General features: G+C 41.0%; 27 protein-coding genes and 1 riboswitch. Of the genes, 9 read left to right on the plus strand and 18 right to left on the minus strand.

The genetic code is table 11. The features are described from left to right. Entirely contained in the window at nt 1-1,227 is a 1,227-nt protein-coding gene (locus BN6556_RS16570) for an MFS transporter (RefSeq protein ID WP_316245333.1), read from the plus strand. 182 nt (nt 1,228-1,409) lie between these two features. Beyond that, complete coding sequence (locus tag BN6556_RS16575) at nt 1,410-1,733, plus strand: hypothetical protein (protein WP_066193485.1); 324 nt, start codon at nt 1,410-1,412, stop codon at nt 1,731-1,733. Nucleotides 1,734-1,752: 19 nt separating this feature from the next. Here BN6556_RS16575 and BN6556_RS16580 read toward each other — a convergent pair whose 3' ends face one another. Both BN6556_RS16580 and BN6556_RS16585 read right to left on the minus strand, forming a co-directional pair. Then, nucleotides 1,753-2,178: an ester cyclase gene (locus BN6556_RS16580; RefSeq protein WP_066193487.1), complete on the minus strand. Its 426-nt coding sequence runs from the start codon at nt 2,176-2,178 to the stop codon at nt 1,753-1,755. Between the two features lie 79 nt (nt 2,179-2,257). Further along, the gene (locus BN6556_RS16585; RefSeq protein ID WP_066193489.1) at nt 2,258-2,974 is read right to left on the minus strand and encodes a ferredoxin--NADP reductase; all 717 of its coding nucleotides are present in this window, start codon (nt 2,972-2,974) and stop codon (nt 2,258-2,260) included. Between the two features lie 230 nt (nt 2,975-3,204). Between BN6556_RS16585 and BN6556_RS16590 the strand changes: the two genes are divergently transcribed. Then, nucleotides 3,205-3,555: a VOC family protein gene (locus BN6556_RS16590; protein WP_066193491.1), complete on the plus strand. Its 351-nt coding sequence runs from the start codon at nt 3,205-3,207 to the stop codon at nt 3,553-3,555. 78 nt (nt 3,556-3,633) lie between these two features. On the opposite strand, the gene BN6556_RS16595 is transcribed toward BN6556_RS16590, so the two are convergent. From BN6556_RS16595 to BN6556_RS16625, 7 genes are all read right to left on the minus strand, one after another. Further along, nucleotides 3,634-4,536 carry a sensor histidine kinase gene (locus BN6556_RS16595; protein ID WP_066193493.1) on the minus strand — a complete coding sequence of 301 codons (903 nt, stop codon included), beginning with the start codon at nt 4,534-4,536 and terminating at the stop codon, nt 3,634-3,636. Nucleotides 4,537-4,558: 22 nt separating this feature from the next. Continuing rightward, on the minus strand, nt 4,559-5,308 hold the full coding sequence (locus tag BN6556_RS16600) for a hypothetical protein (RefSeq protein ID WP_066193495.1): 750 nt from the start codon (nt 5,306-5,308) through the stop codon (nt 4,559-4,561). Further along, nucleotides 5,305-6,219: an ABC transporter ATP-binding protein gene (locus tag BN6556_RS16605; RefSeq protein ID WP_066193497.1), complete on the minus strand. Its 915-nt coding sequence runs from the start codon at nt 6,217-6,219 to the stop codon at nt 5,305-5,307. The genes BN6556_RS16600 and BN6556_RS16605 overlap by 4 nt, the downstream gene beginning before the upstream one ends. A 118-nt stretch (nt 6,220-6,337) precedes the next feature. Beyond that, nucleotides 6,338-7,018 carry a response regulator transcription factor gene (locus BN6556_RS16610; protein ID WP_066193499.1) on the minus strand — a complete coding sequence of 227 codons (681 nt, stop codon included), beginning with the start codon at nt 7,016-7,018 and terminating at the stop codon, nt 6,338-6,340. 160 nt (nt 7,019-7,178) lie between these two features. Continuing rightward, nucleotides 7,179-8,126: a LacI family DNA-binding transcriptional regulator gene (locus tag BN6556_RS16615; RefSeq protein WP_066193501.1), complete on the minus strand. Its 948-nt coding sequence runs from the start codon at nt 8,124-8,126 to the stop codon at nt 7,179-7,181. A gap of 14 nt (nt 8,127-8,140) precedes the next feature. Next, complete coding sequence (locus BN6556_RS16620) at nt 8,141-8,440, minus strand: hypothetical protein (protein WP_066193503.1); 300 nt, start codon at nt 8,438-8,440, stop codon at nt 8,141-8,143. Between the two features lie 86 nt (nt 8,441-8,526). Beyond that, nucleotides 8,527-9,375, minus strand: coding sequence for a formate/nitrite transporter family protein (locus tag BN6556_RS16625; RefSeq protein ID WP_066193508.1), 849 nt, complete (start codon nt 9,373-9,375; stop codon nt 8,527-8,529). Between the two features lie 213 nt (nt 9,376-9,588). Between BN6556_RS16625 and BN6556_RS16630 the strand changes: the two genes are divergently transcribed. Next, complete coding sequence (locus BN6556_RS16630; protein WP_066193510.1) at nt 9,589-10,362, plus strand: arylamine N-acetyltransferase family protein; 774 nt, start codon at nt 9,589-9,591, stop codon at nt 10,360-10,362. Nucleotides 10,363-10,410: 48 nt separating this feature from the next. Here BN6556_RS16630 and BN6556_RS16635 read toward each other — a convergent pair whose 3' ends face one another. Further along, nucleotides 10,411-11,052 (minus strand): cupin domain-containing protein, encoded by a 642-nt coding sequence (locus BN6556_RS16635; protein WP_066193512.1) that lies wholly within the window; start codon nt 11,050-11,052, stop codon nt 10,411-10,413. 191 nt (nt 11,053-11,243) lie between these two features. Here BN6556_RS16635 and BN6556_RS16640 point away from each other — a divergent pair, with 191 nt between their 5' ends. Then, nucleotides 11,244-12,086, plus strand: coding sequence for an aldo/keto reductase (locus BN6556_RS16640; RefSeq protein WP_066193514.1), 843 nt, complete (start codon nt 11,244-11,246; stop codon nt 12,084-12,086). A gap of 64 nt (nt 12,087-12,150) precedes the next feature. Here BN6556_RS16640 and cls read toward each other — a convergent pair whose 3' ends face one another. Beyond that, on the minus strand, nt 12,151-13,605 hold the full coding sequence (gene cls, locus BN6556_RS16645; protein ID WP_066193516.1) for a cardiolipin synthase: 1,455 nt from the start codon (nt 13,603-13,605) through the stop codon (nt 12,151-12,153). Between the two features lie 281 nt (nt 13,606-13,886). On the opposite strand from cls, the gene BN6556_RS16650 reads away from it, so the two are divergent. Further along, nucleotides 13,887-15,014, plus strand: coding sequence for a CAP domain-containing protein (locus tag BN6556_RS16650; protein WP_066193521.1), 1,128 nt, complete (start codon nt 13,887-13,889; stop codon nt 15,012-15,014). 62 nt (nt 15,015-15,076) lie between these two features. On the opposite strand, the gene BN6556_RS16655 is transcribed toward BN6556_RS16650, so the two are convergent. Next, entirely contained in the window at nt 15,077-15,805 is a 729-nt protein-coding gene (locus BN6556_RS16655; RefSeq protein ID WP_066193523.1) for a YkgJ family cysteine cluster protein, read from the minus strand. A 159-nt stretch (nt 15,806-15,964) separates the two neighbouring features. Beyond that, nucleotides 15,965-16,148, plus strand: a riboswitch (Lysine riboswitch). A gap of 150 nt (nt 16,149-16,298) precedes the next feature. Here BN6556_RS16655 and dapA point away from each other — a divergent pair. Next, nucleotides 16,299-17,189 carry a 4-hydroxy-tetrahydrodipicolinate synthase gene (gene dapA, locus BN6556_RS16660; RefSeq protein WP_392388600.1) on the plus strand — a complete coding sequence of 297 codons (891 nt, stop codon included), beginning with the start codon at nt 16,299-16,301 and terminating at the stop codon, nt 17,187-17,189. Nucleotides 17,190-17,270: 81 nt separating this feature from the next. Beyond that, on the plus strand, nt 17,271-17,714 hold the full coding sequence (locus tag BN6556_RS16665; protein WP_066193525.1) for a YaiI/YqxD family protein: 444 nt from the start codon (nt 17,271-17,273) through the stop codon (nt 17,712-17,714). Here the strand turns inward: BN6556_RS16665 and BN6556_RS22335 are convergent. Then, on the minus strand, nt 17,708-17,872 hold the full coding sequence (locus BN6556_RS22335) for a hypothetical protein (RefSeq protein WP_162840604.1): 165 nt from the start codon (nt 17,870-17,872) through the stop codon (nt 17,708-17,710). The genes BN6556_RS16665 and BN6556_RS22335 overlap by 7 nt on opposite strands. Before the next feature lie 15 nt (nt 17,873-17,887). After that, nucleotides 17,888-18,640, minus strand: coding sequence for an alpha/beta hydrolase (locus BN6556_RS16670; protein WP_066193527.1), 753 nt, complete (start codon nt 18,638-18,640; stop codon nt 17,888-17,890). Nucleotides 18,641-18,852: 212 nt separating this feature from the next. Here BN6556_RS16670 and BN6556_RS21760 point away from each other — a divergent pair, with 212 nt between their 5' ends. Further along, nucleotides 18,853-19,134: a hypothetical protein gene (locus BN6556_RS21760; RefSeq protein WP_235817589.1), complete on the plus strand. Its 282-nt coding sequence runs from the start codon at nt 18,853-18,855 to the stop codon at nt 19,132-19,134. A gap of 64 nt (nt 19,135-19,198) precedes the next feature. Here BN6556_RS21760 and cysK read toward each other — a convergent pair whose 3' ends face one another. The 4 genes from cysK to rhaB form a co-directional block, all read right to left on the minus strand. Continuing rightward, nucleotides 19,199-20,113 carry a cysteine synthase A gene (gene cysK / locus BN6556_RS16680; protein ID WP_066196549.1) on the minus strand — a complete coding sequence of 305 codons (915 nt, stop codon included), beginning with the start codon at nt 20,111-20,113 and terminating at the stop codon, nt 19,199-19,201. A gap of 380 nt (nt 20,114-20,493) precedes the next feature. Continuing rightward, nucleotides 20,494-22,560, minus strand: a complete 2,067-nt coding sequence (locus BN6556_RS16685; RefSeq protein WP_066193531.1) for a bifunctional aldolase/short-chain dehydrogenase — start codon at nt 22,558-22,560, stop codon at nt 20,494-20,496. A 95-nt stretch (nt 22,561-22,655) separates the two neighbouring features. Continuing rightward, on the minus strand, nt 22,656-23,915 hold the full coding sequence (rhaA, locus tag BN6556_RS16690) for an L-rhamnose isomerase (RefSeq protein ID WP_066193533.1): 1,260 nt from the start codon (nt 23,913-23,915) through the stop codon (nt 22,656-22,658). After that, nucleotides 23,912-25,321, minus strand: coding sequence for a rhamnulokinase (rhaB, locus tag BN6556_RS16695; protein WP_066193535.1), 1,410 nt, complete (start codon nt 25,319-25,321; stop codon nt 23,912-23,914). Before rhaB ends, rhaA begins: the two co-directional genes overlap by 4 nt. Nucleotides 25,322-25,353: the final 32 nt, after the last annotated feature.

Genomic DNA, 25,353 nt, shown 5'->3' on the forward strand with positions numbered 1-25,353 from the left:
GTGAATGTAGAACAAGTCGCAAAGCGTAATGCAGCTATTATGTGGTTTGCGAATTTTTTTATTGCCGCTAGTTTGACGATGGTCATTCCATTTCTATCCTTATATATTGAAACATTAGGCAATTATTCTGATGACTATGTCCAGCGTTGGTCCGGCTGGGTATTTGCTATTTCTTTTTTAATCGCCTTTATTGTTTCGCCATTTTGGGGTAGATTTGGTGATAAACATGGACGGAAGATATTTTTGGTTTTTGCTGCATTTGGTCTAGGCATTAGTGTATTCTTAATGGGCTTTGTTACCAATGTGACGCAGCTTTTTTTCTTACGCTTATTTATGGGTTTTTTTACTGGTTTTATTTCTATGTCACAGGCGTTTATCTCTACCCAAACACCTCCAAAAATCGCTGGAAAAGTACTAGGTACGTTACAAACGGGTAATGTCACCGGTAGTTTATTAGGGCCGCTGTTCGGTGGGATATTGGCGGATACGTTTAGTTATTCTGCCACCTTTCAATTAACTGCCGCTACTTTATTTATTGCCGCTTTTCTAGTAACGTTTGGTACAAAAGAGTTAAAACAAAAAACAAAACAAGCAGAAAGTCATTATTCGGTTGGTCAGGTGCTACAGCACATTATTAGTAAGCCGGTATTGGTGGTCATTATGCTTGTCTCGATGTTTGTGCAAGTAGCCAATTTTAGTATACAACCGATTCTTTCCTTATATGTCAGCGAAATTCATGGACCGGCAAGCATTGCCTTCTTTTCAGGTCTTGCTTTTTCCGCTGCTGGTTTAGGAAATTTATTAATGTCGAGAAATTGGGGTAAGTTAGGAGATCGAATAGGCTATGAAAAGGTACTGGTTATTCTTTTATTCTTATCAGCCATTTTCTTCTTACCAGGGGCGTTTGTTGGATCGATTTGGCAATTAGTAGTGGTTCGCTTTCTATTAGGAACAGCAATTGGCGGTGTCATTCCGCTTCGAACGGCCTATATTCGTGAGGTTTCTCCTTATCAAATTCAAGGGGAAGTACTAGGTTATAACACAAGTATTCGTTTTCTAGGTAATATTATCGGTCCAGTAGTGGGTGGCTGGATTGCAGGGCTTTATGATATTGCCGCTGTCTTTATTTTTAGCAGTGTGTTATTGCTATTAAGTGCCATTAGTCTGCTTATGACCATCAAGCGTGATCAGAAACAAGGGTTGGAGCAATCTCCTGTTCATTCCTAAGTTGAATAATCAAACAAAGAGCAGGTTCGAGGTCAATCCACGCAGAACCTGCTCTTTGTTATCTTGCCTTCTCTATGTATGGAACCGATTGCTTATCCCTTGTTTATCATTTAAAATAAGTTATTAAAAATAACATAGGAGAATGCCTTATTTCAAAATTATGCTCAGGGTTTGCCCTTCTTTTGTTAACCTTATTATTGGTCTATGATTATTTCCCTATCCAACAATTAGTAGTTTCTAAGACGACGGTTAGCATGCTGCTTCTTGTCTGTATCCTTATCAGTCTATTTTTTCAGCGTTACACAAAGAATGATAGACAAGATGGACTGAAATGGCAAGCGTTTATAACGATTTATATCCTATGCCTGATCGGGATATTTTCCCTTTTAGGCGGCGAGTCTTCGGTGGGTATTTCATTTCATAACGGTTTTTTCTGGATTGTTTTATTGATTTCTCTAGCTGAAATGTTCTTTCAATGGAAAAAGCCTGAATCGCGGGAACAGTAAATTAAATGGTGCTACAGCTTCACAGCATACCCATCTGCTGCATAAAATGAACCCCATCGGAACTTACCCAGTAATCTTTGATTTTTCCGTCCTCCAGAAAGAAGATATCCATCCCTTGAAAAGCTATCACTTTCCCTGCCTTTGCCTGTGCACCTGGCATCGTTCCGTTATACGTGCCGGTGAAACGCCATCGAGCAGATACATAATTTCCTTCTTCGATAGGCCCTGTTTCAATAGACATCTTTACATCGTCAAAGAAGGCACACCCGCTCCCAATCATATCTTTTAGCGCTTCTGCCCCCTTCTGCCTTTCCGAATTTTGCTGGTCAAGCCTTGCTTGATGTACGGTACAGTCAGGGGATGTTATGTCATCCAACACAGATATATCTTGATTCCATGCCTGAACCCAGCGTTCGTATATTTGTTTCCCATTATGCACGAGCATCCTCATCAACTCCCTGTTTAAAAAGGGAGAGGTGAAAAGCACCCCTTCTCCTCCCTTTTTCCTTATGGACACCATTTGTTTAATATCCAGCAAATTCCTCGGAACGGATGTTATCTTCATTCACACCCGCTTCTATCAGCATATCTTGCATCGCTTCCACCATACCGCCGGGACCAGACAGGTAATAGATCGGTTTATGGATATCGGAAACGTAACGTTTGAGCAGCTTGGCACCAATATGACCACGTTCACCACCCCATTCATCGGCACTTGACCTTGTCATAACCGGAACAAATTGGAAATCAGGATTTCTTTCTGCCATTTCCTCCAAATCGGATAGAAATGGGGCATCTTCTGGGGTTTTATTGGAGTATAATAACGTTATCTCATGATCTGTCTCTTGATTCGTAGCCTCGGCAATCATGCTGCGGACAGGTGTGATCCCAATACCGCCAATAATAAATACCGCCGGAGTGGATTCTGTTTTGTGGAGGGTGAAACTTCCGCTTGCTCCATCAAATTCGACCTCGCTTCCCTCTGGTAAATCCTTTAATTCCTGCTTAAAAGCAGAATCCCTTATGCGCGTAGCCGTCACTAATTCATTTTCGCTCGGTGCATAGACCAGCGATAAGGCTCTTTTATTCCCTTCTTCATCTGTTTTACTTGGGTTAATCAGCTTAATATGAGTGAGCTGACCTGCTTTAAAATCAAATCCATCTGGCATTTCCCAATGAAACGCCATCGTATCTTTGGCCACTAATTCTTTTTTCTTTAAAGTGATTTTTTGATTTGCCATTTTTATTCGCTCCTTTATGATGAAACTCCTTTATTTGAAAATCATATGTTATTTTGCTATATCCTATTTCTACCCTTATTTTTCCTTTGCTAAACAGGCAGTTGTTCCTAAAGAAAATGATGACTACAAATAATGTTGGTGAAAGGAGTACTTTCCTATATTGCAATGTGCATATGACGTGATTAGAATAGTAGTAATACCATCATGATTTTTTTATAAGGAGGATAATGATGAAGGTTAAACGTATTGTTGCTAATATTGAAACACCTGAGATGGAAAAGGCTGCTTATTTTTACGGGGAGATTCTTGGATTGGATCAGTTGATGGATTTGGGGTTTATTACAACGTTCGGTTCGCATGAGAAAATGGATACACAAATTAGCTTTCTCTCACAAGGAGGGTCTGGAACGCCTGTCCCTGATCTATCAATGGAAGTGGACGACTTGGATGATTTATTGGTTCGTGTGCAAGAAGCAGGGATTGCTATTGAATATGGGCCAGTCGAGGAACCTTGGGGGGTTCGGCGATTCTATGTCCGTGATCCTTTCGGCAAGCTGATTAATATTCTTGTTCATCTATAAGTAAGCACAGGGAGAGCGTCCATTTGAACTAAATGGACGCTTTTATTTCATGTACGCTGCTCTTATCATTATTCGACCTTATTTCCTAAACCAAACCTCTATTTGAAATTCATTTTCATGCAGATAGGCGGTTACATGGCCTCCTTGCTTGTCAACCAACTGTTGTACAATGTGCAAGCCTAAACCTAAATGTCCATCCGCGCGACTCTGATCTATCCGGAAGCTTCTATCAAACATACGTTCGACATCTTTTTGATTAACGCCAGTAATATCATTTGCGGCATGTAAACGAACATAGTCGTCCTCTTCGACCCAGTCGATAGAAAAATAGGTTTGCGCATAACGCAATGCATTCTGGATGATATTATTAATGATTCGATGGACAGCCTTTTTATCAGCCCATATCGGTGATACAGGTGTTTCTTCCATCTTTACCTGCAAGTTACTTTTCTCAAAATCGTTATAGAACATCAGCATCGTTTCTATTACGATTTGATCGAGTGATACCTGTTCGGTCTCTAAAGGCTGATCAGCTGAATCTATTTGCGAGATCTCATAGAACATATCTACTGTCATGGTCAAGTGGTCCATTTTCTGCTGGATAATCTGTAAAAACTCGCTTCTCTCTGCTTCTGATAAGGAAGGGTCATTTAACAATTCCGTAAAACCTTGCATAGAGGTTAACGGTGTTCTCAAATCATGTGAAATATTGGTAATTTCCTGCTTGAGTTCTTTTTCTCGTTTTTGTGCTTGCTGCTGATCCTGTTTAAATAACCGAAGCAACTGATTAATTCGAGAAAGGAAACGAACAACATTTTTATTGCGTGTGTTGGTACGAACCAGCTCATTGGTACCGAAATGTTCGATGATATTCATTAGTTGATGGGTCATGCCCTTGATCTCCCAATGAAGAAATACCAGCCTACCTATGCTGATGACTAGCAGGACCGCAAGTACGATGATAATCAACCAGCTGCTCATGGTTATGTCTCCCCTTTTTTAATCAATCGATGTTTTGTTTAGTGAATTTTCTTGCCCCGAATAGTAATGCAGGAATGGCAAGCACAATGCCTGTTATCCAACAACGAAAATCAATGGAAGTGGCTTGAGCCATAAAATCATTCAAGTTGCCTCTTAATAAAATGTCTGGTCCATACTGGTAAAGTTGATTTAATCCGGAGATCGGTCGAAAAATGGAATAAACGAACTCACCAGAATACGTAAATAGGACAAACAATATAATGATGATGTAAATGGTATTAATCTTTGTCATTTTCATGCTATGAATGATCGTAAATCCAGCGAATACAAGCGGGACCATATTGGTAAGAGCGATCAGAAAATTGGTGATAGATTGCTCCTCTTTAGCTAAGAGACTTTCTCCCAAACCAACGATGAAGAATAGACTGACCACACATAATAAGAGAAAGTAGCTTAATGTAAGCATAAATTTAGACCAAAAAATTGATTTTCGTGAAATACCAAAAGAGATGGCTTGTTTTATCAGTGTCATGTCCTTGCCAGTCAACATCAAATTAAACAAAAAAGCGATAATAACTAGAAAAGTCCCACTGCTCACCACATTCGAATACAAAAATCGACTCGTAGCATAAGGAAAGTCAGTTTCAATCTGATTAAAAAAATATAACAGCAGAGCGGCCATCATTTGAAGCAGAAGGCAAATGCCACCTGTTACGTACAGACTTGGTTTTCGCAATAAACGATAGTGTTCACTTTTGATATAATTCATCATTGGATCTCCTCCCCGACTAATCCTAGGAAAAATTCTTCCAAGTTAAGAGCTTCTAAACGAAACTCCATTACCACCACCCCATTCTCAATCAAGAGGCGATTGATGTTACCAGCTTCTTCGATATAGTTTTGGATCGTAATCATTTGATCAGGAAGGACTTTATATCGAATATCGCCATAATTTCGTTCTAATAATTGCACCGCCTTAGCTGTATCCTCGACCTTCAGTTGGATTTGTTTTCTACTTTTTTCATCTAAATCTGCTTTGCTTAAGTCTTCCACTACTTGACCATCCTTCACAAAAACAAAGCGTGTGGCCAGCAGTTGTAATTCCGTTAAAATATGACTGGAAATCAAAATCGTTATTTGTTTTTCTTGATTGAGCTTCAGCAGCAGTCGTCGCATTTCCCTAATCCCTTCCGCGTCTAAGCCATTGATTGGTTCGTCCAGCACCAAACAATCGGGGCTGCTTAGTAGCGATAATGCTATGCCTAATCGCTGTTTCATGCCCATGGAATATTCGCGGAATCGTTTTTTCTTTTGCTTGGCCAAGTCCACAATTTGCAATACTTCCTGAACTCGCTGCTTTTCCACCACGCCTCGCTGGATGCGAAAGTATTCGAGGTTTTGACTGGCGGTAAAATCTGAGAAAAAGGCCGGTGTTTCAATCATAAAACCCATTCTCTTTTTAGCCTCCGCTAAATCATTACCTGTAGCACCAAATAAGTGAATATCACCCGCTGTCGGCATTAGTTGTCCCGATAACATCTTAAAGATCGTTGACTTACCGGCTCCGTTTTTCCCAATTAGGGCACAGATTTCTCCTTTCCCCACGGAAAAATCTAGTGGTTTGATTACTTCCTCCTTCTTAAACGTCTTTGTCAATTGGTTGGTTTGTATGACGGTATCCATTGCATTGACTCCTTCACTAAATATTCTTTCTTGATACGTATAGTTTAGCGCAGGTGTCTTTAAAATCCTTTAAGCAAAATATAAAGAAATCATAAAGTTAATGGAACGAATCGGCGTATTATACTAACATAAACCCTACTCCCCAAATCGTTTTAATATACTCATCTGGGGTGATGTCAGCTATTTTTTTGCGCAGGTTGGAGATATGTACACTGATGGTATTGTCATCACCTACATAGGTTCCTTTCCAAATTTTTTCATAAATCTCTTGTTTGGAGAAGGCACGGTCGGGATGATCAATTAATAAGCATAAGATATCCAACTCGGCTTGTGTGAGCTGTAAGGGTTGTTCTTCTAAAGTCGCTGCATATTTATGGAGGTCAATCGATAAACCTCGCCATTTTTTCTCTGCTTTTTGTTCCGGCTGTGTCGCGGATTTTCGTAATTGTACTTCGACACGGGCTTCTACCTCTTTCTGGTGAAAAGGTTTGGTGATATAGTCATCCGCTCCCATCTGCAAGACTTGCACCTTATCCTCGATTCCAATCTTGGCAGAAATGACGATAATCGGGATGGCGCTTTCTTCTCGGACTTGAGTAATCAGCTCCTCTCCACTAATACCGGGCAGCATCAAATCTAATAAGATGAGATCAAAGGATTGACGCTGCAGTTGCAGCAGTCCTTCGGTACCGGAATAAGCCGCAACAGTTGCTATCCCAGCCTTGGTCAAAATCACCTGCAACAATTTACTAATTTCTTGATCATCTTCTATCAATAAGACGTCTTTTCCTGATTTCAATTCTACCACTCGCCTTTTTACTATAATCTTTTTATTGCTATTATTATTCCAGATTTTCTGGCTTTGTACAATAGCTTACCTGGATAACGCAAATGGACAGCATGAAAAAACGCATTCGCTCATAGTTGGAGTGAATGCGTTTTTCACTAAAAAGGATGCGTTACATGGATTGCCTCTCCACCATTTGGTAGGGGATGTTCACCTTTTCTTTTGATCGATGAATCACGAGGTTCAAGGCTTGTTCTCCAATTTTCGTTAGCTGATGATCGACGGTGGACAGTCCCAAGCCGATACCCACGGGTTGATTTTCTTGACCGATAATCGCTACATCACTTGGTATTTGTAGTTGTTGCGACTGAGCATACAAATAAATGCCGCCGGCCACTTCATCTCCATTGGCATAAATGGCAGATGGTCGTTCAGGCAATTGCATAAATTGCTGAGCTGCTGCATATCCATCATCTAAAGACTGGCAATTTGTAATGTGGTAGCCAGCCGGTATGTCTCCGAAAATCTCTTGATATGCAGCAATGATTTGTGTGGTACTGTTGCTTGCGAGCCTGGCTGTTGTAAAAGCTACGGCTTGGTGTCCCTTGTTTTTTAATAATTGCAGGGCATCTAGGAAAGAACGATAGCGATCTGTATAGGCACAACCAATCTCCGGTTGCTCGGTAAATTCACAAGAGATAATCGGACCATATTGGCTGTATGGAACAATCTTCTCCCAGTCATTGGCCCTAGAAGTAAGGATGATACCATCAAACAGCTTACTTTTTATTTTTTCTAAGTAGCCTATTTCTTTCGCTTTATCATATTGAGAAGGTAGCACGGTTATTAAATAGTCCTGTTTTGAAGCCTTGTTTAGTATACCGTGTAACAGCTGATCAAAGGCCGTATTGTTGTTATAGGGCAGAATAACGCCTATATTTCTAGTTTCGCCGCGAATTAAATCAATCGCATGCTTATTTGGCGTATAGTTTAACGCTTCGATGATGTCTAAGACAGCGGCTCGTTTATCACTCGCGACATACTTATAATTGTTAAGGACTCTGGAAACAGTGGATACCGATACACCTGCCTGTTTAGCAATATCGTGAATATTTGTCATCCGATCGCTCCTATTTACTGGATTCTGTTTTGAAATTGTCTCATAAAATCACGCAGGTTGCCACGATATAGCCATTTTATTGTCAGCTCATCCTCCCCAACCATGAATGTAGAGTGATCTATTCCACTTTCTTGCTCTTTAAACCAAAGAGAGGTCTCCATCTTCATAAATTGATGACTTACGACATACAATCTTTTATTGGTTAAATATAAGTCACCAAAATAGATTGTCTGCATGCCATTAAAACCTTCAAATAATCCTGTTAATGTCGAATACAGTTTTTCACCTTGTTGCAGATTTCGTATATGATTCATTGGTTCTCCTCCTTGACTTGAAATGGGTATAGATTCACTCTAATTGATGAAATGCATTTCAAGTCAAGCAAGATTTTCTACTCACGCTATTTAAATTCTGAGGACCATTCTGGCTCTTCTTTTCTTTGTTCTTTGTTTAAAGCTTTCTGAAGAGCAGGTTTCTCTGCGGTTTGCTTATCGGTTACGCCATACCAATAGGCGGCTCCGATAAAGACAGCCCCACCGACGATATTACCAAGGGATACCGGGATGAGATTGGCAAACATGCCCACTAAAGACACAGTTTCTGGGTGAGGCACCAATAATGCTAACGATAATAAGGACATATTGGCCACACTGTGCTCAAATCCAGATGTAATAAAGGCAAACAAACACCAGAAGATCATAATTAATTTTGCCGTTTCGTTTTTCAGTTTAAAGGAACACCAGACTGCTAAACAAACAAGAATGTTACAAAAGATCCCGCGTACAAACAATTCCATAAACGGTGTGTTCATCTTACCACTGGCCAAGGAAGTAACATAATTGGCCGTCTCCCCAGTAGCTAAACCAGAATAATAGAACAGCACGGCTATCAAAATCGCTCCGACAAAATTGCCCAGATAACTATAGAGCCATATATTCCCGGCATCTAAGACCGTTGTTTTCTTCGTTAACCATCCAATGGTCATTGTCATATTATTCCCTGTAAACAGATCGGCGCCTGCCATAATGACAAGACTCAAAGCAACACCAAAGGCCATTCCTGTCACAATTTTGGTACCGGCAAACTGTTGTGGTTCCAGCAGACCGCCAATTGTAGCAATTAACACGATGCCAAGCCCGACAAAAAATCCGGCAAGCATGGTCATTACTAAATACTTGCTTTTACTCGTTTGTAGTTGATTTCGTTTGGACACAGCCGTATTGCTTAAGGCAGTTATCGTTTCCTTCACTGTTTATTCCCCCATTGTCTGAATTAATCAGCGTACTTCGCCTTTTATGTGAATATATTCACATAAAACAAAAGACTACTTCGGCTTCTTTATTATGTTACCTCTATTATAGCATATTGTAACATGGAGATGTATAAACATTTTGTGTCAAGTACAACTATCGCTTATAATGAAGAATAAGTAACGATGTATTTTTTGTTTGGAGGGATATAGATGAAAGCACAGCAATCACCTAATGTAAGCGATTATTTGAAGCGGATCAAGTATGACGGGCCATTAGATGGGAGTGCCAACATGCTTGCTCGTTTGCAGGCAAGCCATCTACATACCGTGCCTTATGAGAACCTTGACATCCTGGATCAGGTGCCGCTATCACTAGCTATTCCTGATGTATTCGACAAAATTGTCACGCGAGGCAGAGGGGGTTATTGTTTTGAATTGAATGCCCTATTTGGCTGGCTGCTTCGGGAGCTTGGCTATTCGGTTACGGATTATTTTGCCCGATTTTGGCGTGATGAAACCGATTTGCCGCCAAAACGACGCCATCACGTATTACAAGTGGAAACAGAGGGGAAACTTTATTTATGTGATGTCGGTGTGGGTGGTATTATCCCTAAGCGCCCAATTGAAATGGTGGAACGACTTGAACAGCGCCAGGGAGAGGAATGCTATCAATTGGTGAGAGATTCACAATTTGGCTGGGTGCTCCAGGAATGGAAAAAAGATCAATGGCAGCGACTCTATTCTTTCTCAGAGGAACCACAGCTGCCACGTGACTTTTTGATGGCCAATTATTGGTGTGAAAACAGCCCGGATTCTATTTTCACCAAGACAGTGATGTTGTCTGTCTTCACAGAGAATGGCAGAAATACGGTAGCTGGAGAAGAATTTCGATTATTTACTGATCAAGGAGTGCAAACGTTCACTCCGGCAAATAACGAAGAATATACGCAAGCTTTAAAAACTTACTTTGGGATCGTTCGATAAGCTGGTTACATGTACAACAATGAGGAATAACTCTTTGTTATACAAACATTAATAAGCACCATGATAATAAGGATATGTCGGATAAAAGGTTGACGACGTTTGCCCTGTGTATGGATAGGTATAGGGTAAATATTCTGTATAAGTAGTCTCTTGCCTCTGACAGCCATCAGGTGGCCCAATAATGACCGTTTGTTTAATGGGTTCTACTGCCTCCTGCCACTCCTGTTTATCTAAACAATAACTATTGGCCATAACCTCACTAGGTGTTAAACGCAAAATATCGGAGCCGAATATCGCTTGAGGATATGGGGCATCAAATATTGCTAACAAGTGCGTATCGTCCACCGTTGCTACTTCATAATGCCAAAAACCTTGAGGAACATTAGCGATTTGTCCTGGCTGAATCGGAATATGATGAAGTTGATTGGTGAAAGGATTAATAAAAGAGACGATTGCCGCTCCACTGACACAATATACGATTTCAGAGGCATTTTGATGAATATGCGGCTCTACATATTTTCCTTGACTTAAGTAAATATCAAGGATAGAAGCATTTCCCAATGTGTTAACTTGGTCCCTGCCCACAGCATTAATATAATTTTGCTGATCTCTTTGGAAAAACGGATTGTTTCGTAAATCGAAATAAAATTGGTTATTAGGTGACTGATAATCAATATATAAGACTGCCATTTTTCTGACTCACACTCCCTATCTTATTTAGGTGTGATCAGTATATGATACATCCGCCCAAACGTTCCTTTAGCCGTGTTTATCAAAAATTAAGGTTTCCTCCTCTTGACTATTCGAGCTCCCCTAGGAGTCGCAAGTTTAAGGTTTCCTATCAAAGGGTAATAAGGATATGGAAAGGAGAGATGCTAAAAATGATTAACCAAATACCAGTAAAAACGCTACATGATGGCGTAGTTATTCCATCGGTTGGATTTGGTACCTATCAGTTAAAAGGAAGTCAAGGAGCGCAAGCTATCAACCATGCCATTACCAATGGTTACCGATTGCTAGATACTGCCTATAACTATGAAAATGAAGCAACTGTTGGAGAAGCTGTCCGACGAACCACGGTGCCACGTGAGGAATTGTTCATTACCTCAAAGCTGCCTGGTCGATATCATCATTATGATGATGCTGTCACTACCATTCAAGAGTCACTCTATAGAGCCAATCTCGATTACTATGATTTATACTTAATTCATTGGCCTAACCCAATTCAAGATCATTATGTGGAAGCTTGGCAGGCCTTAATAGATGCAAAGAAATGGGGCTATATCCGTTCCATCGGTGTATGTAACTTTATGCCAGAGCACTTGGAGCGTTTGAAAGAAGAAACAGGGGTATTACCAACAATTAACCAAATCGAATGTCACCCATTCTTTAACCAAGCAGAGCAACGTAAATGGAATGAGGAGCATCAAATTGTCACGGAATCTTGGAGTCCCATCGCCAGAGCAAACGAAGTGATCGAACACAAAGAGTTGCAAAAGATTGCTACTCAACATGGAAAAACGGTAACGCAGGTTATTTTACGCTGGCATTATCAGTTAGGGGCGATTGCTATCCCTAAATCAGCTACCCCTTCCAGGCAAAGAGAAAATATTGCAATCTTTGATTTCGAATTGACACCAGCGGAAATGGAGGCCATCAACGACCTTACGAAACCACACGGTCGTATCAATGATCAAAACCCTGCGGAATATGAAGAATTTTAAATCACAATTATAAAAGCGCAATGGAGTTCTATGAAACTCTCATTGCGCTTTTGCTAGATTTTCACTATAAGATGGGTGAAAGTAAACGTGAAACCCCTTCTTTGAATTTAATCCATAAGGAGCGTTGATGATAGCGTTCTTTAGTAAGTACCGAGCAATGTTCTGTGTCTTTCTCAAACAACCGATAAAGCTGACAAGCTTCTTCTTCATCATAGATGACGGCATTGACTTCAAAATTCAATCGAAAACTGCGAGAATCAATATTCATTGTTCCCACAGAAGCAACTTCTTGATCGACGACGATGGTCTTGGCATGCAAGAACCCATTCTCATAGAGTAAAATCTTCGCACCATAGTCGATTAATTCACCCACATAGGACCAGGTTGCCCAATACACAAATGGATGATCCGGTTTGCAAGGGATCATAATCTGCAGATCGACGCCGGAAAGTAAGGCCATCTTACAGGCATCGATAAAACTAGTATCCGGGATAAAATAAGGGGTTTGAATCCGTATGCTTTCCTTAGCCGACATGATCAATTTGATATACATATTCTTAAGGTGTTCTGTTTTAGAGTTAGGACCGCTGGAGATAATCTGAACAGGGGACTGGCCACTCTGTTGGCTGTTTTGAAAACAAAACTCCTGATAATTCCAAAGCTCTCCTTTCCCCGCTTGGTGCCAGTCTAAAATAAACCTTCCCTGAATATCATTAATCGTTTGGCCAGTGATTTTCAGATGGGTATCACGCCAGTAGCCGAACTTTTTGTCTAACCCTAAGTATTCGTTACCTACGTTAAAACCGCCAATATAAGCTATTTTGCCATCAATGATGCAAAGCTTGCGGTGGTTGCGATTATTGATACGAAAATTGATCGGACCTAAAATAGATGGAAAAAATACTTCCACCTCCCCACCTGCTTCACGCAACGTTTTAAAAAAGGCAAGAGACAATTTCTTCGAGCCTATTTCATCATAAAGAACCCTTACTTTGACTCCTTGCTTCGCCTTCTCTGTTAGCAAATCACGAAGCCGAATCCCTAATGAATCGGGCTGGATGATGTAATATTGCAGATTAATTTCTTTTTCTGCCGATTCGATATCCGCCAGCAAATGATCAAATTTGTCATGCCCATCATGAAAAACAGTCAGCTGGTTATCTGTTGTCAGCAAGGAATTAGAAGAGCGCAAATTCATTTCAATCACATCTTTGTGTTTCTTTAATAAGGGAGAACTCAGTAATTCCTTATTATTGATTGCCTCCACTTGTGCATCGACCTCTTCTTGTAGAAACTCCTGCTCTTCTGCTGTTAAACCGTAGAAATTCTTATGTTTTACCTTACGTCCCAAAAAGATATAAATAAGAAAACCGACAATCGGAATAAAAAATAACACCAAGATCCACGCAAGGGTAAAACCGATTTCCCGTTTTTCAAAAAAAAGTACACCAATAGCTAAGATGATATTTATAACGGTAATAATAGTTACAATAATGGGTATGATATTTCCTAGTTCCATGATTTTTCTCCTTTTTTGAGCAATGAGTACGCTTAATAGTGTAACATGATTTGCGATGCTTGTCTTCCATAGAAGGACAATCTCAATGGTTGGTATAGTTGTCTATCTGTATAAATGAAGTTATAGAAAACAAGTTTTTTATTTGCTTGCCTATACGTACAAGTAGGCATCTGGACGATGTGCTTCATTCTCTAGCTTATTAAGACATTTTTCGTTATAAATGCCTCTGTTCATGATATAATATGGCTGTTAGACATATAGAATCAGTCAGGAGTGAGAGTTTGCCGAAAATCAGAACAATACTTTTTTTACTATTGGTTGCTGGTTTGTTGTATTATTTTTATGCGGATGATTATAAGCAGCAAGGTGCTTCAGGAGTGTGGCATGAAATGAAGCAAGATGCTTCTGATATCAGCAATAGTGAATGGATGACCACTTCTCTTGCATATATCGATGATTCGATCAACTACCTAATCGATAGTGTCTCAGGATGGATTGGAGAAACGGACGAATCTAATCCCTCTGTCGCTTCCCCGGAATTAGATGAGCCGACAGAGCAATCCTTTTCCGTCCACAATATAGAAATCATGGAAGACAAACAAAGTGTCGAAGCAGAACTACCTGAGCCAGCAAGAGTCAGCAAAAATGAATATAATACAGAGTGGTACACTTATCATGAACATTATCAAAATTTCTTGATGGTGGCATACAATGACGCTGGACAAGTAAGCGGCTTGTATACCAATCAAGACTTGCTACGCTCCAAAGAGGAGATTAGCCTCTCGAATACAAAGCAAGACGTTCGTGATGTGTATGGAGAACCGATCGATACGATGCAAAAAGGGTTGGTTCGCTATCGAATCAATGATGAACAAGCGCAAGATACCTTCGAGATAGATAATAACTACGTTACCTTTTTCTATGATGAACATCAGAATGAGCAGATTGCTGCTGTTCAAATTATTTCAAAAGATATGGAAAATCAGAAAGAGAATTTCTTTGGAGAGCCTGATGATTCGTTGCAGCAAGGTTTTGAATATCAGTTGTTTGATTTGACGAATGCGGCCCGAGCCAAATTTGACCAACCCATCCTGGAATGGTATGATCAAGCACAAACGACGGCGCGAGGACACAGTTTGGATATGGCAGAGAATAATTATTTCAGTCACGAAAACTTAGAAGGAGAATCCCCATTTGATCGTTTAGAAGCAGATGGCATTCGTTTTCGTACGGCGGGGGAGAATTTAGCTGCCGGACAATCTAGTAGTATATATGCCCATCAAGGCTTGATGAATTCAGAAGGGCATCGCAAAAACATTTTACATCCGGATTTTCGCGAAATGGCCGTTGGCGTGGCCTTTCATGATGATGGCCAGCCATTCTATACGGAAGCTTATTTAACACAATAAACGAAGCAAAAGCTAGACGAATAGTCTAGCTTTTTTTGCAGTGTCTTACCTTATTGTTACCTTTACGCTTCCTTTAACCAATTGATCAACAAATCCTCTTGGTATACATCGTCGGGGTAGTTCACGCCTATTTGTTCATCTGAGTCATACAGCACTTGAAGCAGTTCATTAAAGGCGCCCATATATTCTTGATACAAAAAGTCATAGCTGATCGTTTCCTTGGGCATATGATTTTCTTCACACGCCTTTGGATCGGTATAGTTTACATAGGTTCTGCATGGTAACGGACGAAACTCATAAGCCAGACAGGTATTGGTCTCTGTGTTCAATAAAACACAAGGAAGGTTGGCCTTTTTATAGGATAGCTTTGCTTCTGGATCACCCGCTATATCCACATTCCCCAGCGAATCTACTTGATCTTGATACCGGTGATAATAGTCAGCTATATGGCGCTTAATAAATGTCTTGCGATCAGCTGGCATCTGGTTGATGGCTTGTTTCATTAAATCGGCTTCCATTTTAGTAATAACAATCGGGAAATAGCAACAAAAGGCGCACCCCATTTGACAGGTCGGTTGCAGATCTGCTGTAGCTTCCATACCCGCTATTTCTTCGTTAACGGCTTGTAATAATAATTGAAAAGCCTGATGAATCTTTTCTTCGTTTGATAAACGCGGAGTATCGACTAAATAATCAACAATTTGATCAAAGCGATCCTGATTGATTTGATACTGTTGATTAATTCTTTGGCAACGACGTAATACTTCTTCGTAACTGATATATCGTGACATCTTAACAACCTCTGTTTTTAGTTTAGTAGCTCAAGTATAACACGAATACATCGGTTGAGATATCCTCTTTCCAAAAGAAATCTCTCACTTCTCTTGCGCATCCCCTCTATTTCTGATATAGTGGTAATCAATTAAATAGTCAGCTTCAATTTATATTGAAGTGAGAATAGAGGCGCAAAAACCATTAGTACCTAGTTAGAGGACGATGCTCCAGTGACGACTAGCGGAAAGGGGAATTTGCCGAAGTAATATAGACAGACATCTGATTATATTGCTGGTCTTGCATTGAATAAATGCCGGGCTGTCATATAGTTTCTTAACTATATGGAGGGCTATCTCACGCATCGAGATTAGATAATTCCAAGGTGCAGTAGTGAATCCCTTCATTACTGCACTTTTTTGCGGTGTTGGGATATATCTTATCGGATGAGATACCCTCTATTCATTGAAGGCTTAATGGTTTGACAAAAACATGAATAGAGGAGCATGCATAATGAATTTTGGAAATGTTTTAACCGCAATGGTCACCCCTTTCCAATCAAATGGAGAGATTGATTATGGAAAAACCGAATCGCTTGTCAATCACTTAATTTACAACGGCACAGATGCCATTGTTGTCGCAGGGACAACCGGAGAATCCCCTACTTTATCCAAAGAGGAAAAATTAGAATTGCTACGTTTTGTGGTGAAAATTACCCATAAAAGGATACCTGTCATTGCGGGTACAGGGTCAAATAATACGTACGAATCGATCGAAATGACAAAAAAGGCAGAAACGATTGGTGCAGATGCCGTCATGTTGGTTGCCCCGTACTACAACAAACCGTCTCAAGAAGGATTATATCAGCATTTTAAAGTGATTGCTGAATCAACGAGCTTGCCAGTCATGCTGTACAATATCCCCGGAAGAACAGGTGTAAACGTAGAACCAGAAACGATTATCGCACTGTCCCAGATAGAGAATATTGTTGCAGTTAAAGAGGCTAGCGGCAGTCTAGATGCTATGACGACAATTATAAGGGACACCGATGCGAATTTCTCGCTATATACGGGAGATGACGCCTTAACCTTGCCAGCGGTAGCGATTGGTGCAAATGGCGTGGTTTCCGTTTCCTCGCATATTATTGGAAATGAGATGCAAACCATGGTTGCAGCTGCGCAATCTGGTCAAATCGAAAAAGCGCAAGCATTACACCAATATTTACTGCCAGTGATGCAGGCGATGTTTATGGCTCCTAGCCCAACACCAGTTAAAGCGGCTTTGCAGCTACAAGGAATAGACGTTGGCAGTGTACGCCTACCTCTCGTTCCATTGAATGACGAACAGCAGCAGATCCTGGGGCAACAGTTACATTTTTTACAACAGCATTATTATATTGGCTAAACAGATAAACTTGGCTTATCACAAGCCAAGTTTTCTTTGTTTTGCTATACTATACGTATGTTATGACAAAGGGGTTTTTATATGCAAATTATCGTTGATGCCGATGCTTGTCCTGTTACGGATATTGTCATCCAAGAAACAGCAGCGTTCCATATCGCTGTTACCTTGGTAAAAAACTATAATCATTTTTCGATGGAAGCCTATCCTGATCATGTGAAGGTAACCTATGTAGACGACGGAGCAGATGAGGCGGATTATCGCATTGTTAAATTGGCGCATCCAGGCGATGTAGTTGTTACACAGGATTTTGGCTTGGCTTCTCTTTGTTTACAGAAGGACTGCCTTGTCTTACATCATAAGGGCTTCCTCTACCGCAAAGAGAAAATCGATCAAATGCTGCAAGAACGTCATATAAGCGCTAAGATGCGCAAGGCCGGAAAACGAACCAAAGGACCAAAAAAACTAACCAAAGAACATAAAGAAAGCTTTCGTAGCACATTACGAAAGCTATTAACGAATTACTGATTAGTCGATTGTTCTTCATCTGGCGCTTCCACAATTTCAGCGATTTTGCTAATTTGCCAGCGTTGCGCGGTGTCATCGTTCACTTCATACGTTTTACCCGCTCGTAACAGTTCATCATTATAGGTGGATTGCACGAGCATTTTTACTTTTGTTGTCATACATTCTCTCTCCTTTTAGCTGATATGGTTTTGTAACCACTCTAGACAAGCTTGTTTCCAAGCGGCTGTTGCAGGGTGTTCATCTGCTAGCCCCAATCCATGTCTGCCATCCTGATAAACGTGAAGTTCATAAGGAATCTCATGTTTCTGTAGCGCCATTGCATAGGCCAAACTATTATTGCAAGAGACTGATTGATCATTTGCAGTGGTCCAGATAAAGGCTGGGGGTGTATGGGAATGCACTTGTCCTTCACAGGAATATTTATCCTTCCTTTCTTGGGACGGTTGTTCTCCAATTAAATTGGTTCTGCTTCCTCCATGAGTATTTTCTTTCATCGTAATCACAGGATATCCAAGAATATGAAAATCAGGCCGAGAGTCTTGTAGGTAACAGTTACTGATATAAGCAGCCAAGTGACCTCCAGCTGAGAAGCCTAGCACCCCGATTTTGCTATCAGATGCAAGTCCCCATTCGCTTCTTTTGATTTTTAATTCTAGTAATGCTTGCTGCGCCTGTACTATCGTTACTTGTTTTTCAATAGGAGCCACCTGGTAGCGCAAGACACAAGCGTGAAAGCCATGATCATTCAGCCATTGAGCAACGGGTTCTCCTTCGTGATAGGCTCGATGTCCATATCCTCCGCCAGGAATGACTAAAATGATGGGGCTGTGGGGCTTATTAGATAAGATATAGGGCGTTAAACTAGGGATATCTTCGTGCAAATATTGCTCTTCCCAATGAACTGATTGCTGATCAATGATTTTCATCTATTCCTCTCTCCTTTATGCTTCATTTGCTAATGCCATGTAGATTTTTTCAAAAAATAGGTGTTTACCCTGCCGCATTTATTGGAACGACCATAGGCTACTATCAAGTGATCAGCATTTATCCTGGTGACCATTTATTTGTTGTATCTGATGGCTTCTTCTTGATAATGATCACTCTGTCTGTAATTTTTGATAGGAAGGGAATGTGATATATGCAACCGTATCATCAAATGACACCACCGTCATATTATCCGGCCGCACCACCACATCCGCAAATGGATGAACGATTTATAGGAGGCCCATTCGGCCCTTTAGGCGCAGGATTGTTGGGATTTGGGTTAGGATTTCTAGGGGGAGAACTAGTGGATCGTCCTCCTTATTATCCACCTTACCCACCATATTATGGTCCGCCATACGGGCCACCTTATGGACCGCCTTTCGGACCGCCTGGACCACCATTTCCACCCGGACCTCCGTTCTACGGCCCGTTTTAATCAAAAAGCTCATCTCCAACGTTACCCTCTTGCGACCACTTTTTTGCAAGAGGGTAACGTTGGTTTAAAATAAATCCATACTTAGATAACGTTCCCCGGTGTCTGGAGCGATGCAGACTACCTTTTTGTCTGGTCCGAGTTTCTCGGCGACTTGGATGGCAGCGAAAACGGCCGCACCAGCAGACGGCCCAACAAATATTCCTTCTTGTGAGGCTAAACGTTTGAATGTCCGAATCGCCTGGTCATCGGTAACTTGAATGATCTCATCATAGATAGACGTATTCAGAATGGCCGGAATAAATCCTGGACTAGTTCCGACTAGTTTATGTTTGCCAGGTTTTCCACCTGATAAAACTGGTGATCCTGCCGGTTCAGCGACCGCAATGTGAAGTTCCGTCAAGTGTTCCTTTAATACCTCGCCCGTACCTGATATCGTACCACCTGTTCCTGCCGTAGCCACAAATCCATCTAGGCGATGATCCATCTGTTCTAATATTTCAAGCGCTGTTGTCTTTCGGTGAATGGCTGGATTCGCTAAGTTTTCAAATTGCTGCGGCATAAAACTGTTTGGAATGTCTTGTGCTAGCTGCTTCGCCTTTTTAATGGCCCCGGGCATTTTTTCCATACTGGGTGTCAGTACAACGGATGCTCCATATGCCTTTAAAATATTGATCCGCTCTTGCGTCATATTATCCGGCATTACTAACAGGCATTGATAACCTTTCGCAGCCGCTGTCATAGCTAGTCCAATTCCTGTATTTCCGCTTGTTGGTTCAATAATCGTAGAGCGTTCCGTTAATAAGCCTTGTCTTTCTGCTTCATCAATCATATGATAGGCAGCTCGGTCCTTTACGCTTTTGGACGGATTAAACATCTCTAATTTTACATAAACATCTGCTATGTTGTCTGGTGTGATGCGATTAAGTTTTACCATGGGCGTGTTGCCTATTAACGCCGTCATGTTTTCAAATAGATTCATTTCATTTGCTCCTTCCACAATATCTATTCCTATGATAGCAGGGATGTCGATTTAAATCCAAGTATTATTATCGAAAAAGTAGTGAGAGCATAGAAATGACGGATAGGATAGATTATGGAAGTTTACTTGATCGTTCGTTCTTATTGCATTTTATGGACTGCTTGTCTGTCATCTAGTATAATGTCGTTAAGACAAATCGAGCTCGATACTGTATTACTATCCAAAGCTAGATTCGGCAACCTGGATCGTTCAAGGTTTAAATTGTTCCACATTCTATCATATCAAGAATGTTATATTTTCCTATCTTTTTAAAAAGTTCATCTCCGTTTAAATAACGAAGATGAACTTCATTTGTAATGGTATAAAAATCCACTGCCGGCTTATCGAGTGAAAGCGGCAGCTACTCCTCCATCCACTGTTACCATACAGCCCGTGGTTTTGGCAGATCGTTGCGAAGCCAAGAAGGCAACTGATTCTGCGATATCCTCAGGAAGTATATTAACATTCAAGATCGTACGTTTGCGGTAGTGTTCCTCCAAATCATCGGTTCCAATACCATAAGAGGAAGCCCGCTCTTGTTTCCAAGAAGAATCCCAAATTTTCGAACCACGAATAACGGCATCTGGTAAAACGGAGTTGACACGGATACCCAACGCACCACCATCTGCGGCAACCGTTCGGGCAAGATGGACCTCTGCCGCTTTTGCTGTACTGTATGCGGCTGCATTTTTGCCGGCATAGATGGAATTTTTCGACCCGATAAACACCATATTGCCACCAATTGCCTGTTCTTTCATTAACTTAAATACTTCTCGAGCTACTAGGAAATAGCCAGTAACTAAGACGTTCATATTCAAATTCCATTGCTCCATACTTGTTTCCTCAAACGGACTAGAACTAGCCAGACCTGCATTATTTACCAGGATATCGATACCACCATATTGTCGAATAGAGGCAGCAATTGCTTGTTTGACATCTTCTTCTTTTGTCACATCCATTGTTACCGCAAAGGCGCGATGGCTGCCATATTGTTGATTGATCGAATCAGCCAAGTCGGCCGCTCCTTCTGCGTTAATATCTGCAATGACGACATGGGCTCCCTCTTCCAGTAAACGGTAGGCTGTTGCTGTACCGATCCCGCCAGCTCCTCCCGTAACAAAGGCAACCTGTCGAGAGAAATCAGACTCAGCTGGAGCTAAGCTCAGCTTATACAATTCTAACGGCCAGTACTCGATCCGATAGGATTCTTCCTCGTTAAGCGAAACAAAATGACCCAACACGCTCGTCCCGCTCATCACAGCAATGGCGCGGTGATATAATTGCTCACTAATATTCGCAGATTTCCAATCCTTCCCTGTGTTGAACATTCCCACACCTGGAATCAAGATGATACGCGGTGCCGTTTCCATGATTTGATCACCTGCTACTTTATTCCTTTCAAAATAGGCGACATATTCCTGTTGGTAATCAGCAATCCCTTGTTGAATTTTTTCTTTTAAGACCCCTGTATCGCCTGATTGAGGATCCCAATCAATGAATAATGGAACGCGTTTAGTATGCACCAAATGATCTGGACAAGCAGCGCCGATTTGTGAAAGTGTCTGCGCCTCTATACTATTCACGAAGGATAGTACTTGTTCGTCATCGTTGTAAGTCACCAGCATCTGTTTATCTTGACTTACTTTTCCTCGTATAAACGGCATAACCTCTGCCAACAATGCTTCTCGTGCAGCTGGCTGTAAAGATGTATACTTTTCCCCACCAAACAGCTTTTGTCCTGCAGCTTTTTGTTGAATAAAGGTTTCTGTTTCCTGAATGACCTCGATTGTTTTTGCATAACTTTCTTTCGAGGTTTTACCCCAAGTAACCAAACCATGTTTCTCCATAATAACGAGTTCTGCTTTCGGATTATTTTGTACACCTTCTGCAATCATTTTGGACAGCTTGAACCCCGGACGGATATAAGGAACCCAAACAAAACGATCTCCATAGATTTCTTCGGCAATTTGTTGACCATTATCGGCGCAGGCTATACTAATAATGGCATCTGGATGGGTATGATCAACGTGTTTAAAAGGTAGAAATGCATGTAATAATGTCTCAATCGATGAACGTGGATGGCTGGCATCGATCATGCAGTGCCCCAAGTAAGCTACCATATCCTCATCAGACATATCCTCACGTTCGAGTAATGGCTGAATATCCGACAACTTTAATCCGGTGAAATTCGATTTCTTCATCGTGGCCAAATCTGAACCGCTTCCCTTGACCCACATTACTTCAATGTCTTCCCCTTTAAAATCTTTTTCTACCGTTTTGGCGGAGGTATTTCCCCCGCCGATATTAACGACTGAACGATCAGAACCTAATAGATTCGAACGATAAACAAGTGTTGCTAGCCCTTCCCCATTTGCTGCTTGGTCATTATCCCAATGATTTTGAACCATAAACATCCCTCTCTTTTTTGTTTACTTTTATTTGTGTGGGTATTTCTGTGTTTATTCTCCCATAAAAACAAAAATAAAGCAACAAAAATCGAAATTTAGCTATCTCGCTGTGACAATATCTCTTTTTCATAGGTTTTAACAGGATCCAGCCATTGTTCCTGCACAGGTACCCCCATCTCTTGGCAATAATAATCCCAAATTGCCCCGAATGGATAGGTCTTAAATTCTTCGAATAAGGCTAATCGTTCAGTGAAGTTTCCTTCTTCTTGTAATTGTTTTAAATAATCATTTGGCATTAAAAGAGCATATAATAGAGCTTTTATCATATTTCGTGTCCCAATCGTCCAAGCTGCCACACGGTTAATGCTGGCATCAAAGAAATCTAGACCAATCATCACCTTATCCAGTGCGTCATTTCGGACAATTTCCAAACCAATTTCCCGCAATTCATCATCTAATATCACCACATGATCACTATCCCAGCGTACGGGCCGTGATACATGGAGCGCCAGCTTATCCTGGAATAATAGCAAGGAAGAAATTTTGTTCGATACCATTTCGGTCGGATGATAATGACCGGAGTCTAACAAACATAGAATATTATTTTTTAGGGCATACCCCATATAAAATTCGTGGGATCCGACAACGTATGCCTCTGATCCAATTCCAAATAATTTACTTTCCACGGCGTCCACGGATAACGAATCATCAATATCCCCAGCAAGGATTTCGTCAAGCGATTCCTTTAGTCGTTGACGTGGAGTGAGTCGATCACTTGGAATATCCTTATAGCCATCTGGCACCCAAATATTGTTTAAAGAAGTCTGACCTAACTCTTTGCCAAAGTATTCACTTATTTTACGAGATTGAATACAATGACGGATCCAGAATGCACGAATAGCTGGATCTGGGTGTGCTAAGGTTAAACCATCCGCTGCCTTAGGATGAGAAAAAAACGTAGGATTAAAATCCAGGCCAACCCGTTGCTGTTTGGCCCATTCTACCCAATTGGTGAAATGTTTTGGTTCCAAGGCATCGCGATCAACGATTTCTCCTTCTGTTTCCGCATAAATGGCATGAAGATTAATCTTATGCTGACCAGGAATCAATGCTAACGCCTGTTCCAAGTCATTCCTTAATTGCTCTGGATTCGTCGCCTTCCCTGGATAATCCCCAGTCACATCAATACCACCAGATAGTTCTTGCTGATCTACTTCAAATCCTCCGATGTCATCACCTTGCCAACAGTGAATGGAGATAGGAATTTGCTTCAACTTTTCTAAAGCATCCTCTACGGACACCCCCCATTTTTCATACTGCTGTTTAGCTGTTTCATAGTTTTGTTTGATACTCATTTTATCACGTCCCCCTTATATTGTTTCATTGGAAATGAATGACGCACTAGTTGTCTGGCATGCTCAAGCGAATCCATTTGTCCTGTTGCAATCATCTGGGCAGTGATATTACCAATTGCCGTTGCTTCTTCTAAGCCAGCGCACACCTTTCTGCCTGAGATGGATGCAAGTTTCTGATTCATATACTTATTTTTACTCCCCCCACCTATAATATAAATGGTTGGATAGTGCTTTCCTGTTAAGTGTTCCATTTGTTCGATAGTCATTTGATAGGAATGGACTAAACTATCAAAAATACATTTTGCCAATTCTCCAGCTGTACGGGGGATCGGTTGATCTGATTCCCTGCAATAACCTTGGATGGCAGTAATCATACTGGGTGGATGGAGAAAGCGACTATCATTAGCATCCACTGTTGCATTGAAATCAGCTTCCTGATAAGCAAACTCTACAAAATCACTATAGCTATAGTCTTGACTTAGTTCTTTTTTGACTTGCTGGATCATCCAGAGCCCCATGATGTTTTTTAGAAAACGTATTTTTCCTGCTGCACCGCCCTCATTGGTGAAATTAGCAGTCAGTGCCTCTTCCGTTGTGATCGGCTGATCGATTTGCACCCCCATCAACGACCATGTGCCGGAACTTATATAAATGACTTGATCATCCGGAACAGCAAGAACGGCAGAAGCCGTATCATGCGTGCCCGGCAACACGACATCCAATTCATAACCCAATTGTTGGGATATTTCACTTGTCACTGGTCCAAGCGATTGCATCGGATTCGTAATTTCTTGAAAAAAATGGGTTGGAATATGCAATTTTTGCAGTATTCCTTGATGCCAATCTTTTGTTTTGGCATCTAATAATTGCGTGGACGTAGCATTGGTGTATTCATTGACGATTCTGCCGGTCAATCGAAAATGCAGATAGTCTGGAACCATTAGAAAATAGGCGGCATGCTCCAGTTTGTTTGGGTTTTGATGATAGAAAGCATACAACTGATAGATGGTATTAAACGGCTGAAATTGAATACCTGTTTCACGGTACAATTCTGTCGATGGAATGATTTCACACACCTCTTCCATGATTCCCTCTGTGCGAGAATCACGATAGGCAACGGCGTCGGTTATTCGTTCTTTTTGTTCATCTAGCAAGACAAAATCGACTGCCCATGTGTCAATCCCTATCGTTGTCGGCTGCAAATCCTGTGACGGACAAGCTTTTAATCCGTTGATGATTTCATGAAAAAGCCCATCAATATCCCAGCACCAATGCCCATTCTGAAATTGCATATCATTAGCAAAGCGATGTACTTCCTGCAGCTTCAGTTGTTGCCCTTCTAAGAAACCAGCCATTAACCGCCCGCTTCCCGCTCCAATATCAACAGCAATGTGACATTTTTGCATTTTTTCACTCCTTTTTGTAAGCGATTTATATA

It is taken from the genome of Gracilibacillus timonensis, assembly GCF_900086715.1.
GTDB classification, from domain to species: domain Bacteria; phylum Bacillota; class Bacilli; order Bacillales; family Amphibacillaceae; genus Gracilibacillus; species Gracilibacillus timonensis.

Coding starts and splice junctions, on each gene's coding strand:
- dapA (WP_392388600.1), top strand. CDS start 16,299: ATGAATTTTGGAAATGTTTTAACCGCAATGGTCACCCCTTTCCAATCA.
- cysK (WP_066196549.1), bottom strand. CDS start 20,113: ATGAATCTATTTGAAAACATGACGGCGTTAATAGGCAACACGCCCATG.
- cls (WP_066193516.1), bottom strand. CDS start 13,605: ATGGAACTAGGAAATATCATACCCATTATTGTAACTATTATTACCGTT.
- BN6556_RS16580 (WP_066193487.1), bottom strand. CDS start 2,178: ATGCTCGTGCATAATGGGAAACAAATATACGAACGCTGGGTTCAGGCA.
- BN6556_RS22335 (WP_162840604.1), bottom strand. CDS start 17,872: ATGACAACAAAAGTAAAAATGCTCGTGCAATCCACCTATAATGATGAA.
- rhaA (WP_066193533.1), bottom strand. CDS start 23,915: ATGAGTATCAAACAAAACTATGAAACAGCTAAACAGCAGTATGAAAAA.
- BN6556_RS16590 (WP_066193491.1), top strand. CDS start 3,205: ATGAAGGTTAAACGTATTGTTGCTAATATTGAAACACCTGAGATGGAA.
- BN6556_RS16630 (WP_066193510.1), top strand. CDS start 9,589: ATGAAAGCACAGCAATCACCTAATGTAAGCGATTATTTGAAGCGGATC.
- BN6556_RS16595 (WP_066193493.1), bottom strand. CDS start 4,536: ATGAGCAGCTGGTTGATTATCATCGTACTTGCGGTCCTGCTAGTCATC.
- BN6556_RS16585 (WP_066193489.1), bottom strand. CDS start 2,974: ATGGCAAATCAAAAAATCACTTTAAAGAAAAAAGAATTAGTGGCCAAA.
- BN6556_RS16640 (WP_066193514.1), top strand. CDS start 11,244: ATGATTAACCAAATACCAGTAAAAACGCTACATGATGGCGTAGTTATT.
- BN6556_RS16655 (WP_066193523.1), bottom strand. CDS start 15,805: ATGTCACGATATATCAGTTACGAAGAAGTATTACGTCGTTGCCAAAGA.
- BN6556_RS16615 (WP_066193501.1), bottom strand. CDS start 8,126: ATGACAAATATTCACGATATTGCTAAACAGGCAGGTGTATCGGTATCC.
- rhaB (WP_066193535.1), bottom strand. CDS start 25,321: ATGCAAAAATGTCACATTGCTGTTGATATTGGAGCGGGAAGCGGGCGG.
- BN6556_RS16685 (WP_066193531.1), bottom strand. CDS start 22,560: ATGGTTCAAAATCATTGGGATAATGACCAAGCAGCAAATGGGGAAGGG.
- BN6556_RS16620 (WP_066193503.1), bottom strand. CDS start 8,440: ATGAATCATATACGAAATCTGCAACAAGGTGAAAAACTGTATTCGACA.
- BN6556_RS16605 (WP_066193497.1), bottom strand. CDS start 6,219: ATGGATACCGTCATACAAACCAACCAATTGACAAAGACGTTTAAGAAG.
- BN6556_RS16600 (WP_066193495.1), bottom strand. CDS start 5,308: ATGATGAATTATATCAAAAGTGAACACTATCGTTTATTGCGAAAACCA.
- BN6556_RS21760 (WP_235817589.1), top strand. CDS start 18,853: ATGCAACCGTATCATCAAATGACACCACCGTCATATTATCCGGCCGCA.
- BN6556_RS16635 (WP_066193512.1), bottom strand. CDS start 11,052: ATGGCAGTCTTATATATTGATTATCAGTCACCTAATAACCAATTTTAT.
- BN6556_RS16670 (WP_066193527.1), bottom strand. CDS start 18,640: ATGAAAATCATTGATCAGCAATCAGTTCATTGGGAAGAGCAATATTTG.
- BN6556_RS16665 (WP_066193525.1), top strand. CDS start 17,271: ATGCAAATTATCGTTGATGCCGATGCTTGTCCTGTTACGGATATTGTC.